This window comes from Caballeronia ptereochthonis (assembly GCF_001545075.1).
GTDB classification, from domain to species: domain Bacteria; phylum Pseudomonadota; class Gammaproteobacteria; order Burkholderiales; family Burkholderiaceae; genus Caballeronia; species Caballeronia ptereochthonis.
Genome location: NZ_FCOB02000050.1, coordinates 23,954 through 35,828 on the forward strand (window position 1 = coordinate 23,954; position 11,875 = coordinate 35,828).

The following is an 11,875-nucleotide window of genomic DNA, read 5'->3' on the forward strand; positions in this document are numbered from 1 at the left end:
GAGTAGGCAATGGCACGTTCTATTAAAAAAGGTCCGTTCTGCGACGCCCATTTGCTGAAGAAAGTTGAGGCGGCTGCAGCTTCGCGTGACAAGAAGCCGATCAAGACCTGGTCGCGTCGTTCGACGATTCTGCCGGACTTCATCGGTCTGACGATCGCCGTCCACAACGGCCGTCAGCACGTTCCGGTGTACGTCACGGAAAACATGGTCGGCCACAAGCTTGGCGAGTTCGCACTGACCCGTACGTTCAAGGGTCACGCGGCCGACAAGAAGGCCAAGAAATAAGGGGCTATCAAGATGGAAGTGAAAGCAATTCATCGCGGTGCCCGCATCTCGGCGCAGAAGACGCGCCTTGTGGCTGACCAGATTCGTGGTTTGCCGGTCGACAAGGCGCTGAACGTTCTGACGTTCTCGCCGAAGAAGGCGGCGGGTATCGTCAAGAAGGTCGTGCTGTCTGCGATCGCAAATGCGGAACACAACGAAGGCGCCGACATCGACGAGCTCAAGATCAAGAGCATCTACGTCGACAAGGCTGCTTCGCTGAAGCGTTTCACCGCACGCGCAAAGGGTCGCGGTAACCGCATCGAGAAGCAATCCTGTCACATCACTGTGACGGTCGGGAATTAAGGAGCCATACGATGGGACAGAAAATTCATCCGACTGGCTTCCGTTTGGCCGTCAGCCGCAATTGGGCTTCGCGCTGGTACGCGAACAACAACAATTTCGCGGCGATGTTGCAGGAAGACATCGGTGTTCGTGAATACCTGAAGAAGAAGCTGAAGAACGCTTCGGTCGGCCGCGTCGTCATCGAGCGTCCGGCGAAGAACGCGCGCATCACGATTTACAGCTCGCGTCCGGGTGTTGTCATCGGCAAGAAGGGCGAAGACATCGAACTGTTGAAGTCGGAACTGCAGAAGCGCATGGGCGTTCCGGTTCACGTCAACATCGAAGAAATCCGCAAGCCGGAAACCGATGCTCAGTTGATCGCCGATTCCATCACGCAGCAGCTCGAGCGTCGGATCATGTTCCGCCGTGCGATGAAGCGCGCGATGCAAAATGCGATGCGTCTTGGCGCCCAGGGCATCAAGATCATGAGCGCGGGCCGTCTGAACGGTATCGAAATCGCTCGTACCGAGTGGTATCGCGAAGGCCGAGTGCCGCTCCATACGCTGCGTGCGGATATCGACTACGCGACGTCGGAAGCGAAGACCACGTACGGCATCATCGGCGTGAAGGTGTGGGTCTACAAGGGCGACACGCTGGGCCGCAACGAAGCGCCGGTGGTGGAAGAAGTGGCGGAAGAGAAGCGTCCGCGCCGCAACGCACGTCCGGGTGGCGATCGCCGTCCGCGCCGTGATGGTGAAGGCGCTCCGGCTGGCGCGCGTCGTGGTGCACCCCGTCGCGCCGGCGGTGACGCGAAGACTGGAGAATAACGATGCTGCAACCGAAACGCAGAAAGTATCGCAAAGAGCAAAAGGGTCGTAACACCGGCAAGGCGACGCGCGGCAACGCCGTGTCGTTCGGTGAGTACGGTCTGAAGGCTATCGGTCGCGGCCGTTTGACCGCGCGTCAAATCGAAGCGGCGCGTCGTGCGATGACGCGTCACATCAAGCGTGGCGGCCGGATCTGGATCCGCATCTTCCCGGACAAGCCGATTTCGCAAAAGCCGGCCGAAGTGCGTATGGGTAACGGTAAGGGTAACCCGGAGTACTACGTCGCTGAAATTCAACCGGGCAAGATGCTGTACGAAATGGACGGTGTCTCCGAAGAACTGGCGCGCGAAGCGTTCCGTCTGGCTGCAGCCAAGCTGCCGCTCAAGACGAACTTCGTGGTCCGTCAGCTCGGCGCCTAAGGAGTAAACGATGAAGGCATCTGAACTTCGCCAGAAAGACCAGGCCGCGCTCAACAAGGAGCTGTCGGACCTGCTCAAGGCGCAATTTGGCCTGCGCATGCAACTCGCGACCCAGCAACTCACGAACACGAGTCAGCTGCAGAAGGTCCGTCGCGACATCGCGCGTGTGCGCACCGTCATGACTGAGAAGGCGAACCAGAAATGAACGATAGCGTGAAAACCTCGCTCAAGCGGACGCTGGTCGGCAAGGTCGTCAGCAACAAGATGGACAAGACGGTCACCGTGCTGGTCGAGCACCGCGTGAAGCATCCGATCTACGGCAAGTACGTCGTGCGCTCCAAGAAGTACCATGCGCATGACGACGCGAACACGTACAACGAAGGCGATCTCGTCGAAATCCAGGAAACCCGTCCGATTTCGAAGACGAAGGCCTGGGTTGTGTCGAAGCTGGTTGAAGCGGCTCGCGTGATCTAAAGCTGAAGTATGGCGATGCAGTAGCAAGTAGTATCGCAGTAAGTTTCGCTTGCAAGACCGAGATTATTTGTTATAATCTCGGTCTTCCCTCTTTGTGGGAGCCCCGTCGCGGGCGAAATTGGTGGGGGAAGCCGGTTCGGGCGCCAGCCTGAGTCGACAGATTCACCGGATTGCGATGGCGGGTTTCGTCTGCCCTCGCTGCCTGTTCTAACCCAAGCAGCCGATTGGCTGACGGGACCAAGACTGACCGGATGCGCCATGGTGGTGCAATCGGATTAAGTTGGGAAAGATAAACCATGATCCAGACCGAAACTCGGCTTGAAGTGGCCGACAACACGGGTGCGCGTGAAGTCATGTGCATCAAGGTGCTCGGCGGCTCGAAGCGTCGTTACGCTAGCATTGGCGACATCATCAAGGTGACCGTCAAGGAAGCGACGCCGCGCGGACGCGTGAAGAAGGGCGAAATCTACAACGCCGTGGTCGTTCGTACGGCCAAGGGCGTGCGTCGCCAGGATGGCTCGCTCATCAAGTTCGACGGCAATGCCGCCGTTCTGTTGAATACGAAGCTCGAGCCGATCGGCACGCGTATTTTCGGGCCGGTGACGCGTGAACTGCGTAGCGAACGATTCATGAAGATCGTTTCGCTCGCGCCGGAAGTGCTGTAAGGAGTCGCGATGAACAAGATTCGCAAGGGTGACGAAGTCATCGTCATCACCGGCAAGGACAAGGGCAAGCGCGGTACCGTGCTGGCCGTTGCGGACGACCGTGTCACCGTCGAGGGTATCAACCTCGTCAAGAAGCACGTGAAGCCGAACCCGATGAAGGGTACGACGGGCGGTGTGGAAGCCAAGTCGATGTCGCTGCATATTTCGAACGTCGCGCTCGTCGACGCGAATGGCAAGGCATCGCGTGTGGGCATCAAGGTCGAAGACGGAAAGAAGGTTCGCTTCTTGAAGTCGACCGGCGCCACGCTTAACGCCTGATGCGGAGTTAAAAAATGGCTCGTCTGCAAGAAATTTACAAAGAAAAGGTTGTGCCGCAACTCGTCGAAAAGTTCGGCTACAAGTCCATCATGGAAGTGCCGCGCATCACCAAGATCACCCTGAACATGGGTCTTGGCGAAGCCGTCGCTGACAAGAAGATCATCGAAAACGCCGTGGGCGACCTGACGAAGATCGCTGGCCAGAAGCCGGTTATCACGAAGGCGCGCAAGGCAATCGCAGGCTTCAAGATTCGTCAGGGCTACCCGATCGGCGCGATGGTTACGCTGCGCGGCCAAGCGATGTACGAATTCCTGGACCGCTTCGTGACGGTGGCGCTCCCCCGCGTGCGCGACTTCCGTGGCGTGTCGGGCCGTGCATTCGACGGTCGTGGCAACTACAACATCGGTGTGAAAGAGCAGATCATTTTCCCCGAAATCGACTACGACAAGATCGACGCGCTGCGTGGGCTGAACATCAGCATCACGACTACCGCGAAGACTGACGACGAAGCAAAGGCGCTGCTCGCCGGCTTCAAGTTCCCGTTCAGAAACTGAGGTTACCGTGGCTAAACTGGCACTGATCGAACGTGAAAAGAAGCGCGCGCGCCTGGCAGCCAAGTACGCTCCGAAGCGTGCTGAGCTGAAGGCTGTGATCGACGACGCAAGCAAGTCGGACGAAGAGCGTTATCTCGCGCGTCTGGCGCTGCAACAACTGCCGCGTAACTCGAACCCCACTCGCAAGCGTAACCGCTGCGCGATCACGGGTCGTCCGCGTGGCACGTTCCGCAAGTTCGGACTCGCGCGCGGCAAGATCCGCGAAATCGCTTTCCGCGGCGAAATCCCTGGCCTCACCAAGGCGAGCTGGTAATAGGAGAAACATAAATGAGCATGAGTGATCCTATCGCCGATATGCTGACTCGCATCCGCAATGCGCAGATGGTCGAGAAGGTTTCGGTGACTATGCCCTCGTCGAAAGTCAAGGTTGCGATTGCGCAGGTTTTGAAGGACGAAGGTTATATCGACGACTTCGCGGTGAAGGCTGAAGGCGCGAAGACGGAATTGAACATCGCGTTGAAGTACTACGCTGGCCGTCCGGTGATCGAGCGCCTCGAGCGCGTCTCGAAGCCCGGTCTGCGTGTGTACCGCGGTCGCAACGAAATCCCGCAAGTGATGAACGGCTTGGGTGTTGCCATCGTATCGACGCCGAAGGGTGTGATGACCGACCGCAAGGCGCGCCAGAACGGCGTCGGTGGCGAAGTCATCTGCTACGTCGCTTAACACCGAAGGGAGAAGAAACATGTCTCGAGTAGGTAAAAGCCCGATCGCGCTGCCGCAAGGCGCGGAAGTGGCCATCAAGAGCGACGTCATCACCGTGAAGGGGCCGCTCGGCACGATCTCGCAACCGGCGAACAAGCTGGTGACCGTGACGAACGACAACGGTACGTTGAAGCTCGCTCCGGCCGACGAAAGCCGTGAAGCAAACGCGATGTCCGGCACGATGCGCGCCCTGGTGGCGAACATGGTGCAAGGCGTCACCAAGGGTTTCGAGCGCAAGCTGACGCTGGTTGGCGTCGGTTATCGTGCGCAAGCGCAAGGCGACAAGCTGAACCTGTCGCTGGGTTTCTCGCACCCCGTGGTGCACCAGATGCCGGAAGGCGTCAAGGCTGAGACCCCGTCGCAGACCGAAATCGTGATCAAGGGGATCGACAAGCAGAAAGTCGGACAAGTCGCAGCCGAAGTGCGCGGCTATCGCCCGCCGGAGCCTTACAAGGGCAAGGGCGTGCGCTATTCCGACGAGGTCGTGATCCTCAAAGAAACGAAGAAGAAGTAAGGGTGCGCAATCATGGATAAGACTCAATCTCGCCTGCGCCGCGCTCGTCAGACGCGTGTCAAGATCGCTGAGCTGCAGGTTCCGCGTCTGGCCGTGCATCGCACGAATACGCATATCTACGCGCAAGTGTTCTCGGCATGCGGCACGAAGGTCGTGGCAAGCGCTTCGACGCTGGAAGCCGAAGTGCGCGCTGAGCTGGCCGACAAGTCGGGCAAGGGCGGCAACATCAACGCTGCAACCCTGATCGGCAAGCGTATCGCCGAAAAGGCCAAGGCTGCCGGCATCGAATCCGTCGCCTTCGATCGCTCGGGTTTCCGCTACCACGGCCGCGTGAAGGCGCTGGCTGATGCGGCGCGTGAAGCCGGGCTCAAGTTCTAAGGGAAGAATTCGTCATGGCAAAGATGCAAGCGAAAGTTCAGGCTGACGAACGCGACGACGGCCTGCGCGAAAAGATGATTTCGGTCAACCGCGTGACCAAGGTCGTGAAGGGTGGCCGTATTCTCGGCTTCGCCGCACTGACCGTGGTTGGCGACGGTGATGGCCGCGTCGGCATGGGCAAGGGCAAGGCGAAGGAAGTTCCGGTTGCCGTGCAAAAGGCAATGGAACAAGCTCGCCGCAACATGTTCAAGGTGCCCCTGAAGAACGGCACGCTGCAACACGAAGTGCACGGCAAGCACGGCGCTTCGGCGGTTCTCCTCGCCCCGGCGAAGGACGGTACCGGCGTGATCGCCGGCGGCCCGATGCGCGCCGTGTTCGACGTGATGGGCGTGCAAAACGTTGTGGCCAAGAGCCACGGTTCGACGAACCCGTACAACCTCGTCCGTGCGACGCTGGACGGTCTGCGCAAGCAGTCGACCCCGGCCGACATCGCGGCGAAGCGTGGCAAGTCCGTCGAAGACATTCTGGGCTAAGGTGGGCACCATGTCTGAAAAAACTGTCAAGGTTCAGCTCGTCAAGAGCCTGATCGGGACCCGCGAATCGCACCGTGCAACGGTGCGTGGTCTCGGCCTGCGTCGCCTCAACTCGGTCTCCGAGCTGCAGGACACGCCGGCAGTGCGCGGGATGATCAACAAGGTCTCGTACCTCGTTAAGGTCATCGCCTGAGCGGCCGACCCTAGGATCCAAGGAGTTGAACATGGAATTGAATAACCTGAAGCCGGCAGAAGGCGCGAAGCACGCAAAGCGGCGCGTCGGGCGCGGCATCGGTTCGGGCCTCGGCAAGACCGCGGGGCGCGGCCACAAGGGTCAGAAATCGCGTTCGGGCGGCTTTCACAAGGTCGGCTTCGAAGGCGGTCAGATGCCTCTGCAGCGTCGTCTGCCGAAGCGCGGCTTCACCTCGCTGACGAAGGAATTCGTCGGTGAAGTACGCCTGGCTGATCTCGAGAAGCTGCCGGTCGACGAAATCGATCTGCTGGCGCTGAAGCAAGCGGGTCTGGTCGGCGAGCTCATCAAGAGCGCGAAGATCATCAAGACCGGCGAGATCACCCGCAAGGTTACGGTGAAGGGCCTGACGGCAACGAAGGGCGCCCGTGCTGCAATCGAAGCCGCTGGCGGCTCGTTCGCCGAGTAACGCGCTAATCGCCGTTACTAGCACTAGCATCGGAGAAGGTTCTTGGCTAACAGCCCGAGTCTCGCAAAAACCGGTCGAAGCGCGGCGAAATTCGGCGATCTGCGCCGGCGTGCAGTGTTCCTGCTGCTGGCGCTGATCGTCTACCGCATTGGTGCGCACATTCCGGTTCCCGGCATCGATCCGGACCAGCTGGCGAAGCTGTTCCAAAGCCAGTCGGGCGGCATCCTTGGCATGTTCAACATGTTCTCGGGTGGCGCGCTGTCTCGGTTCACGATCTTTGCGCTGGGCATCATGCCCTACATCTCGTCGTCGATCATCATGCAGTTGCTGTCGATCGTGTCGCCGCAGATGGAGGCGCTGAAGAAGGAAGGGCAGGCAGGCCAGCGGAAGATCACGCAGTACACGCGCATCTTTACCGTGGTGCTCGCGACCTTCCAGGCGTTCGGCATCGCGGTCGCGCTGGAAAACCAGCCGGCCTTGGTGCTCGACCCCGGTATGGTGTTCCGCCTGACGACGGTCGTCACGCTGGTGACGGGCACGATGTTCCTGATGTGGCTGGGTGAGCAGATCACGGAACGCGGTCTCGGCAACGGCATCTCGATCATCATCTTCGGTGGCATCGCGGCGGGGTTCCCGAACGCGATCGGCGGTCTGTTCGAGTTGGTTCGCACCGGGTCGATGAGCATCATCTCGGCGATCATCATCGTCGTGCTGATCGCGGCAGTCACGTATCTGGTCGTGTTCATCGAACGCGGTCAGCGCAAGATCCTCGTGAACTACGCGAAGCGCCAGGTCGGTAACAAGATTTACGGCGGACAGTCGTCTCATCTGCCGCTCAAGCTGAACATGTCGGGTGTGATTCCGCCGATCTTCGCGTCGTCGATCATCCTTTTCCCGGCAACCATCCTGAACTGGTTTAGTTCGGGGTCGCGCACCAACTGGTTCGCGAACACGCTGCACAACGTGGCCGAGGCGTTGAAGCCCGGTCAGCCCGTGTACGTGCTGCTGTATGCGTTGGCGATCGTTTTCTTCTGCTTTTTCTACACCGCACTGGTGTTCAACAGCCGGGAGACCGCCGACAACTTGAAGAAGAGCGGTGCTTTCGTTCCGGGTATCCGTCCGGGCGATCAGACTGCACGATATATCGACCGCATCCTCACGCGTTTGACGCTGGCTGGTGCGATTTACATCGTATTCGTGTGCCTGCTGCCTGAGTTTCTGGTGTTGCGCTGGAACGTGCCGTTTTATTTTGGTGGAACGTCGCTGCTGATCATTGTCGTCGTCACGATGGACTTCATGGCTCAGGTGCAGTCGTACGTTATGTCGCAACAGTATGAGTCGCTGCTCAAGAAGGCAAACTTCAAGGGCGGCAACGTCCCGATGCGTTAATAAGGACCATGGCCAAAGACGATGTAATCCAGATGCAGGGTGAGGTCATCGAAAACCTCCCCAACGCTACTTTCCGGGTGAAATTGGAAAATGGCCATGTCGTCCTGGGGCATATTTCCGGAAAGATGCGGATGCACTACATCCGCATTCTGCCGGGCGACAAGGTTACGGTTGAATTGACGCCTTACGATCTGTCTCGTGCACGGATCGTGTTCCGGGCGAAGTGATTTGAAAAAAGGGTAATATCATGAAAGTGATGGCATCGGTTAAGCGCATTTGCCGCAATTGCAAGATCATCAAGCGCAAGGGCGTTGTGCGCGTGATTTGCAGCTCTGATCCGCGCCACAAACAGCGTCAAGGCTGAACGCCGCGCTTTTGCTTGCGCTTTTTGTTTGAGGAAAAACAATGGCTCGTATCGCAGGGGTTAACATCCCGAATCACCAGCATACCGAGATCGGCCTGACGGCAATCTTCGGCATCGGTCGCACGCGCGCTCGCGGCATTTGCAGCGCTGCTGGTGTGGAATTTTCGAAGAAGGTCAAGGACCTCACTGACGCAGACCTCGAAAAGCTGCGTGACGAAGTGGGCAAGTTCATCGTCGAAGGCGACCTGCGCCGTGAAGTCACGATGAACATCAAGCGCCTGATGGACTTGGGTTGCTACCGCGGCATGCGTCATCGCAAGGGCCTGCCCCTGCGTGGCCAGCGTACGCGCACGAATGCCCGTACGCGCAAGGGTCCGCGTCGTGCAGCGCAATCGCTGAAGAAGTAAGCGGAACTGACAGTTACAGGAAAACGTAATGGCTAAGGCTTCGAACAACTCCGCGGCGCAACGCGTTCGCAAGAAGGTCAAGAAGAACGTCGCCGAGGGCGTGGTTCACGTTCACGCGTCGTTCAACAACACCATTATCACGATCACCGACCGCCAGGGTAACGCACTCGCATGGGCAACGTCGGGCGGTCAGGGCTTCAAGGGCTCGCGCAAGTCGACGCCGTTTGCAGCTCAGGTCGCAGCCGAGTCGGCTGGCCGCGTGGCAATGGAATACGGCGTGAAGAACCTCGAAGTGCGGATCAAGGGCCCCGGTCCTGGCCGTGAGTCGGCGGTGCGCGCGCTGCATGGTCTTGGCATCAAGATCACCGCGATCTCCGACGTGACGCCGGTCCCGCACAACGGTTGCCGTCCGCCGAAGCGCCGTCGTATCTAATACGTCGACGCGACCGCATGTTTCCTGTCGATGCGAAAGTATCGGCGGGTTTCGTGCGTTAGTAAGTTTTGACTAAGCCCACCGTTCGACCCAAAGGGTTCGGACTAGCGCAGACCGAAGTTCGACGGAAGTTTGCGTGATCAATATTTAAGGATGCAAAGTGGCACGCTATACCGGTCCCAAAGCCAAGCTGTCCCGCCGTGAAGGCACCGATCTGTTCCTGAAGAGCGCACGCCGTTCGCTCGCCGACAAGTGCAAGCTCGACAGCAAGCCCGGCCAGCACGGCCGCACCTCGGGCGCGCGTACGTCCGACTACGGCACCCAATTGCGCGAAAAGCAAAAGGTGAAGCGTATCTACGGCGTGCTGGAGCGTCAGTTCCGCCGCTACTTCGCTGAAGCCGACCGCCGCAAGGGCCCGACGGGTGAAAACCTGCTGCAGTTGCTCGAGTCGCGTCTCGACAACGTCGTCTATCGCATGGGCTTCGGCTCGACGCGTGCTGAAGCGCGTCAGCTCGTGAGCCACAAGTCGATCATGGTGAACGGCCAGGTCGCGAACATTCCGTCGCTGCAAGTGAAGTCGGGCGACGTCGTGTCCGTGCGCGAACAGTCGCGCAAGCAGGCTCGTATCGTCGAGGCCCTGTCGCTGGCCGAGCAAGGCGGTATGCCGAGCTGGGTGTCGGTCGACGCGAAGAAGTTCGAAGGAACCTTCAAGTCGATGCCCGAGCGTAGCGACATCGCCGGCGACATCAACGAAAGCCTGATCGTCGAATTGTATTCGCGTTAATCGCGCGTTCATCCGCGCGGTAACCGGATTGGCAGCCGGGGACCCTCGTTGCTCGTGGCAAGGGGCAGCCTCGGCTGTTTATTTTCAGGTTGTTACCGGTCAGCCTTATCGGTGTAACGAGCCGAGGGTATTGAAAAGGAAAACCTATGCAAACCAGTTTGTTGAAGCCCAAGATCATTGCAGTTGAATCGCTTGGTGAAAACCATGCGAAGGTGGTTATGGAGCCGTTCGAACGCGGCTATGGCCACACCTTGGGTAACGCGCTTCGGCGCGTGCTGCTGTCGTCGATGATCGGCTACGCGCCGACCGAAGTGACGATCGCAGGCGTCGTGCACGAATACTCGACGCTCGATGGTGTGCAAGAGGATGTGGTCAACCTGCTGTTGAACCTGAAGGGTGTCGTCTTCAAGCTGCACAACCGCGACGAAGTCACGGTGACGCTGCGCAAGGAAGGCGAGGGCGTCGTTACGGCCGGCGATATCGAACTCGCGCACGACTGCGAGGTCATCAATCCGGAACACGTGATCGCTCACCTGTCGAAGGGCGGCAAGCTCGACGTTCAGATCAAGATCGAAAAGGGCCGCGGCTATGTGCCGGGCAACGTGCGCCGCTATGGCGAAGAGTCGGCGAAGATCATCGGCCGCATCGTGCTGGACGCATCGTTCTCGCCGGTTCGCCGCGTAAGCTACGCCGTGGAAAGCGCGCGTGTCGAACAGCGTACCGACCTCGACAAGCTCGTGATGAACATCGAGACCAACGGCGTGATTTCGCCGGAAGAAGCGATCCGCCAGTCGGCTCGCATTCTGGTCGACCAGTTGTCGGTGTTTGCGGCGCTGGAAGGGACCGAAGCGGCTGCGGAAGCGCCGTCGCGCGCACCGCAGATCGATCCGATCTTGCTGCGCCCGGTGGACGACCTCGAACTCACGGTTCGTTCCGCGAACTGCCTGAAGGCCGAGAACATCTACTACATCGGCGATCTGATCCAGCGTACGGAAAATGAACTGCTGAAGACGCCGAATCTGGGCCGCAAGTCGCTGAACGAAATCAAGGAAGTGCTGGCTTCGCGCGGTCTGACGCTCGGTATGAAGCTCGAAAACTGGCCGCCGGCCGGTCTCGACAAGTAATAGCGAAGTCGCTGCGTAACTTTGCAAAGGCGCGGATTCTGCTTTAAAATTCGCGTCTTGCTTCATTTTCGACCGGCCCGTGCGCCCTCCCGGAAATTCGGGGCGCAATAGAAGAGCTGGATCAAAACTCGTTAAAGGAACTGAAAATGCGTCACAAGCATGGTCTGCGGAAACTGAACCGCACGAGCAGCCACCGTCTGGCAATGCTCCGCAATATGTCGAATTCGCTCATCGAGCACGAAGTCATCAAGACGACGCTGCCGAAGGCCAAGGAACTGCGCAAGGTCGTCGAGCCCCTCATCACGCTGGGCAAGAAGCCGTCGCTCGCGAACCGTCGTCTGGCGTTCAACCGCCTGCGCGATCGTGATTCCGTCGCGAAGCTGTTCGATGTGCTCGGCCCGCGCTACGCGAACCGCCCGGGTGGCTATTTGAGCATCCTGAAGTTCGGTTTCCGTGTCGGCGACAACGCGCCGATGGCGCTGGTCCAGTTGATGGATCGCCCGGAAGTCGAAGAGACGGAAGAAGTGCAAGAAGCGGAATAAATTCCGGTTCGGGTTGTTAGCGAAAAGGCCAAGCTCAGCTTGGCCTTCAGACTGCTGACGAACCCCATGTTTTTCGGAACGTGGGGTTTGTTTTTTAGGCGGCAGCGCTGTTGGAGCGATGCG

The 11,875-nt window shown here is 59.1% G+C and carries 24 protein-coding genes; all 24 read left to right on the top strand.

The window, feature by feature from the left end:
* Nucleotides 1–9: 9 nt before the first annotated feature.
* The 24 genes from rpsS to rplQ all read left to right on the top strand — a co-directional run bounded on the left by rpsS (nt 10) and on the right by rplQ (nt 11,752).
* Complete coding sequence (gene rpsS / locus AWB83_RS33205; protein WP_006998484.1) at nt 10–285, top strand: 30S ribosomal protein S19; 276 nt, start codon at nt 10–12, stop codon at nt 283–285.
* A 12-nt stretch (nt 286–297) separates the two neighbouring features.
* Nucleotides 298–627 carry a 50S ribosomal protein L22 gene (gene rplV / locus AWB83_RS33210; RefSeq protein ID WP_004199272.1) on the top strand — a complete coding sequence of 110 codons (330 nt, stop codon included), beginning with the start codon at nt 298–300 and terminating at the stop codon, nt 625–627.
* Between the two features lie 11 nt (nt 628–638).
* Entirely contained in the window at nt 639–1,433 is a 795-nt protein-coding gene (gene rpsC, locus AWB83_RS33215) for a 30S ribosomal protein S3 (RefSeq protein WP_087049856.1), read from the top strand.
* A 2-nt stretch (nt 1,434–1,435) separates the two neighbouring features.
* Nucleotides 1,436–1,852 carry a 50S ribosomal protein L16 gene (rplP, locus tag AWB83_RS33220; protein ID WP_008343852.1) on the top strand — a complete coding sequence of 139 codons (417 nt, stop codon included), beginning with the start codon at nt 1,436–1,438 and terminating at the stop codon, nt 1,850–1,852.
* A 10-nt stretch (nt 1,853–1,862) separates the two neighbouring features.
* On the top strand, nt 1,863–2,057 hold the full coding sequence (rpmC, locus tag AWB83_RS33225) for a 50S ribosomal protein L29 (RefSeq protein WP_087049857.1): 195 nt from the start codon (nt 1,863–1,865) through the stop codon (nt 2,055–2,057).
* Nucleotides 2,054–2,326 (top strand): 30S ribosomal protein S17, encoded by a 273-nt coding sequence (rpsQ, locus tag AWB83_RS33230; protein WP_008343854.1) that lies wholly within the window; start codon nt 2,054–2,056, stop codon nt 2,324–2,326. Before rpmC ends, rpsQ begins: the two co-directional genes overlap by 4 nt.
* A 296-nt stretch (nt 2,327–2,622) precedes the next feature.
* Nucleotides 2,623–2,991, top strand: a complete 369-nt coding sequence (gene rplN / locus AWB83_RS33235) for a 50S ribosomal protein L14 (protein WP_006998478.1) — start codon at nt 2,623–2,625, stop codon at nt 2,989–2,991.
* A gap of 9 nt (nt 2,992–3,000) precedes the next feature.
* On the top strand, nt 3,001–3,309 hold the full coding sequence (gene rplX / locus AWB83_RS33240; RefSeq protein ID WP_087049858.1) for a 50S ribosomal protein L24: 309 nt from the start codon (nt 3,001–3,003) through the stop codon (nt 3,307–3,309).
* 14 nt (nt 3,310–3,323) lie between these two features.
* Entirely contained in the window at nt 3,324–3,863 is a 540-nt protein-coding gene (rplE, locus tag AWB83_RS33245) for a 50S ribosomal protein L5 (RefSeq protein ID WP_087049859.1), read from the top strand.
* Between the two features lie 7 nt (nt 3,864–3,870).
* Entirely contained in the window at nt 3,871–4,176 is a 306-nt protein-coding gene (gene rpsN, locus AWB83_RS33250) for a 30S ribosomal protein S14 (RefSeq protein WP_008343864.1), read from the top strand.
* 14 nt (nt 4,177–4,190) lie between these two features.
* On the top strand, nt 4,191–4,586 hold the full coding sequence (gene rpsH / locus AWB83_RS33255; RefSeq protein ID WP_087049860.1) for a 30S ribosomal protein S8: 396 nt from the start codon (nt 4,191–4,193) through the stop codon (nt 4,584–4,586).
* 19 nt (nt 4,587–4,605) lie between these two features.
* The gene (gene rplF / locus AWB83_RS33260) at nt 4,606–5,139 is read left to right on the top strand and encodes a 50S ribosomal protein L6 (protein WP_087049861.1); all 534 of its coding nucleotides are present in this window, start codon (nt 4,606–4,608) and stop codon (nt 5,137–5,139) included.
* Between the two features lie 12 nt (nt 5,140–5,151).
* Complete coding sequence (gene rplR, locus AWB83_RS33265) at nt 5,152–5,517, top strand: 50S ribosomal protein L18 (protein ID WP_087049862.1); 366 nt, start codon at nt 5,152–5,154, stop codon at nt 5,515–5,517.
* 14 nt (nt 5,518–5,531) lie between these two features.
* Nucleotides 5,532–6,050, top strand: a complete 519-nt coding sequence (rpsE, locus tag AWB83_RS33270; protein WP_061170928.1) for a 30S ribosomal protein S5 — start codon at nt 5,532–5,534, stop codon at nt 6,048–6,050.
* A 10-nt stretch (nt 6,051–6,060) separates the two neighbouring features.
* Nucleotides 6,061–6,243, top strand: coding sequence for a 50S ribosomal protein L30 (rpmD, locus tag AWB83_RS33275; protein WP_006400644.1), 183 nt, complete (start codon nt 6,061–6,063; stop codon nt 6,241–6,243).
* Nucleotides 6,244–6,274: 31 nt separating this feature from the next.
* Nucleotides 6,275–6,709 (top strand): 50S ribosomal protein L15, encoded by a 435-nt coding sequence (gene rplO / locus AWB83_RS33280; protein ID WP_087049863.1) that lies wholly within the window; start codon nt 6,275–6,277, stop codon nt 6,707–6,709.
* 42 nt (nt 6,710–6,751) lie between these two features.
* Nucleotides 6,752–8,098, top strand: coding sequence for a preprotein translocase subunit SecY (gene secY, locus AWB83_RS33285; RefSeq protein ID WP_087049864.1), 1,347 nt, complete (start codon nt 6,752–6,754; stop codon nt 8,096–8,098).
* 8 nt (nt 8,099–8,106) lie between these two features.
* Nucleotides 8,107–8,325, top strand: coding sequence for a translation initiation factor IF-1 (gene infA, locus AWB83_RS33290; RefSeq protein ID WP_004521905.1), 219 nt, complete (start codon nt 8,107–8,109; stop codon nt 8,323–8,325).
* Nucleotides 8,326–8,345: 20 nt separating this feature from the next.
* A complete protein-coding gene (gene rpmJ / locus AWB83_RS33295; protein ID WP_004199844.1) occupies nt 8,346–8,462 on the top strand; it encodes a 50S ribosomal protein L36 in 117 nt (38 codons plus the stop codon).
* Nucleotides 8,463–8,503: 41 nt separating this feature from the next.
* Nucleotides 8,504–8,869 (top strand): 30S ribosomal protein S13, encoded by a 366-nt coding sequence (rpsM, locus tag AWB83_RS33300; protein ID WP_087049865.1) that lies wholly within the window; start codon nt 8,504–8,506, stop codon nt 8,867–8,869.
* Between the two features lie 28 nt (nt 8,870–8,897).
* Complete coding sequence (rpsK, locus tag AWB83_RS33305) at nt 8,898–9,302, top strand: 30S ribosomal protein S11 (RefSeq protein WP_006052224.1); 405 nt, start codon at nt 8,898–8,900, stop codon at nt 9,300–9,302.
* Nucleotides 9,303–9,462: 160 nt separating this feature from the next.
* Nucleotides 9,463–10,086, top strand: coding sequence for a 30S ribosomal protein S4 (gene rpsD / locus AWB83_RS33310; protein ID WP_062608730.1), 624 nt, complete (start codon nt 9,463–9,465; stop codon nt 10,084–10,086).
* 146 nt (nt 10,087–10,232) lie between these two features.
* A complete protein-coding gene (locus AWB83_RS33315) occupies nt 10,233–11,210 on the top strand; it encodes a DNA-directed RNA polymerase subunit alpha (RefSeq protein ID WP_008344045.1) in 978 nt (325 codons plus the stop codon).
* A gap of 146 nt (nt 11,211–11,356) precedes the next feature.
* Nucleotides 11,357–11,752, top strand: a complete 396-nt coding sequence (gene rplQ, locus AWB83_RS33320; protein ID WP_008344047.1) for a 50S ribosomal protein L17 — start codon at nt 11,357–11,359, stop codon at nt 11,750–11,752.
* Nucleotides 11,753–11,875: the final 123 nt, after the last annotated feature.

Excerpts from the sequence above, each read along its gene's own strand:
- rpsS (WP_006998484.1), top strand. The coding sequence starts at position 10 with ATGGCACGTTCTATTAAAAAAGGTCCGTTCTGCGACGCCCATTTGCTG.
- rplV (WP_004199272.1), top strand. The coding sequence starts at position 298 with ATGGAAGTGAAAGCAATTCATCGCGGTGCCCGCATCTCGGCGCAGAAG.
- rpsC (WP_087049856.1), top strand. The coding sequence starts at position 639 with ATGGGACAGAAAATTCATCCGACTGGCTTCCGTTTGGCCGTCAGCCGC.
- rplP (WP_008343852.1), top strand. The coding sequence starts at position 1,436 with ATGCTGCAACCGAAACGCAGAAAGTATCGCAAAGAGCAAAAGGGTCGT.
- rpmC (WP_087049857.1), top strand. The coding sequence starts at position 1,863 with ATGAAGGCATCTGAACTTCGCCAGAAAGACCAGGCCGCGCTCAACAAG.
- rpsQ (WP_008343854.1), top strand. The coding sequence starts at position 2,054 with ATGAACGATAGCGTGAAAACCTCGCTCAAGCGGACGCTGGTCGGCAAG.
- rplN (WP_006998478.1), top strand. The coding sequence starts at position 2,623 with ATGATCCAGACCGAAACTCGGCTTGAAGTGGCCGACAACACGGGTGCG.
- rplX (WP_087049858.1), top strand. The coding sequence starts at position 3,001 with ATGAACAAGATTCGCAAGGGTGACGAAGTCATCGTCATCACCGGCAAG.
- rplE (WP_087049859.1), top strand. The coding sequence starts at position 3,324 with ATGGCTCGTCTGCAAGAAATTTACAAAGAAAAGGTTGTGCCGCAACTC.
- rpsH (WP_087049860.1), top strand. The coding sequence starts at position 4,191 with ATGAGCATGAGTGATCCTATCGCCGATATGCTGACTCGCATCCGCAAT.
- rplF (WP_087049861.1), top strand. The coding sequence starts at position 4,606 with ATGTCTCGAGTAGGTAAAAGCCCGATCGCGCTGCCGCAAGGCGCGGAA.
- rplR (WP_087049862.1), top strand. The coding sequence starts at position 5,152 with ATGGATAAGACTCAATCTCGCCTGCGCCGCGCTCGTCAGACGCGTGTC.
- rpsE (WP_061170928.1), top strand. The coding sequence starts at position 5,532 with ATGGCAAAGATGCAAGCGAAAGTTCAGGCTGACGAACGCGACGACGGC.
- rpmD (WP_006400644.1), top strand. The coding sequence starts at position 6,061 with ATGTCTGAAAAAACTGTCAAGGTTCAGCTCGTCAAGAGCCTGATCGGG.
- rplO (WP_087049863.1), top strand. The coding sequence starts at position 6,275 with ATGGAATTGAATAACCTGAAGCCGGCAGAAGGCGCGAAGCACGCAAAG.
- infA (WP_004521905.1), top strand. The coding sequence starts at position 8,107 with ATGGCCAAAGACGATGTAATCCAGATGCAGGGTGAGGTCATCGAAAAC.
- rpmJ (WP_004199844.1), top strand. The coding sequence starts at position 8,346 with ATGAAAGTGATGGCATCGGTTAAGCGCATTTGCCGCAATTGCAAGATC.
- rpsM (WP_087049865.1), top strand. The coding sequence starts at position 8,504 with ATGGCTCGTATCGCAGGGGTTAACATCCCGAATCACCAGCATACCGAG.
- rpsK (WP_006052224.1), top strand. The coding sequence starts at position 8,898 with ATGGCTAAGGCTTCGAACAACTCCGCGGCGCAACGCGTTCGCAAGAAG.
- AWB83_RS33315 (WP_008344045.1), top strand. The coding sequence starts at position 10,233 with ATGCAAACCAGTTTGTTGAAGCCCAAGATCATTGCAGTTGAATCGCTT.
- rplQ (WP_008344047.1), top strand. The coding sequence starts at position 11,357 with ATGCGTCACAAGCATGGTCTGCGGAAACTGAACCGCACGAGCAGCCAC.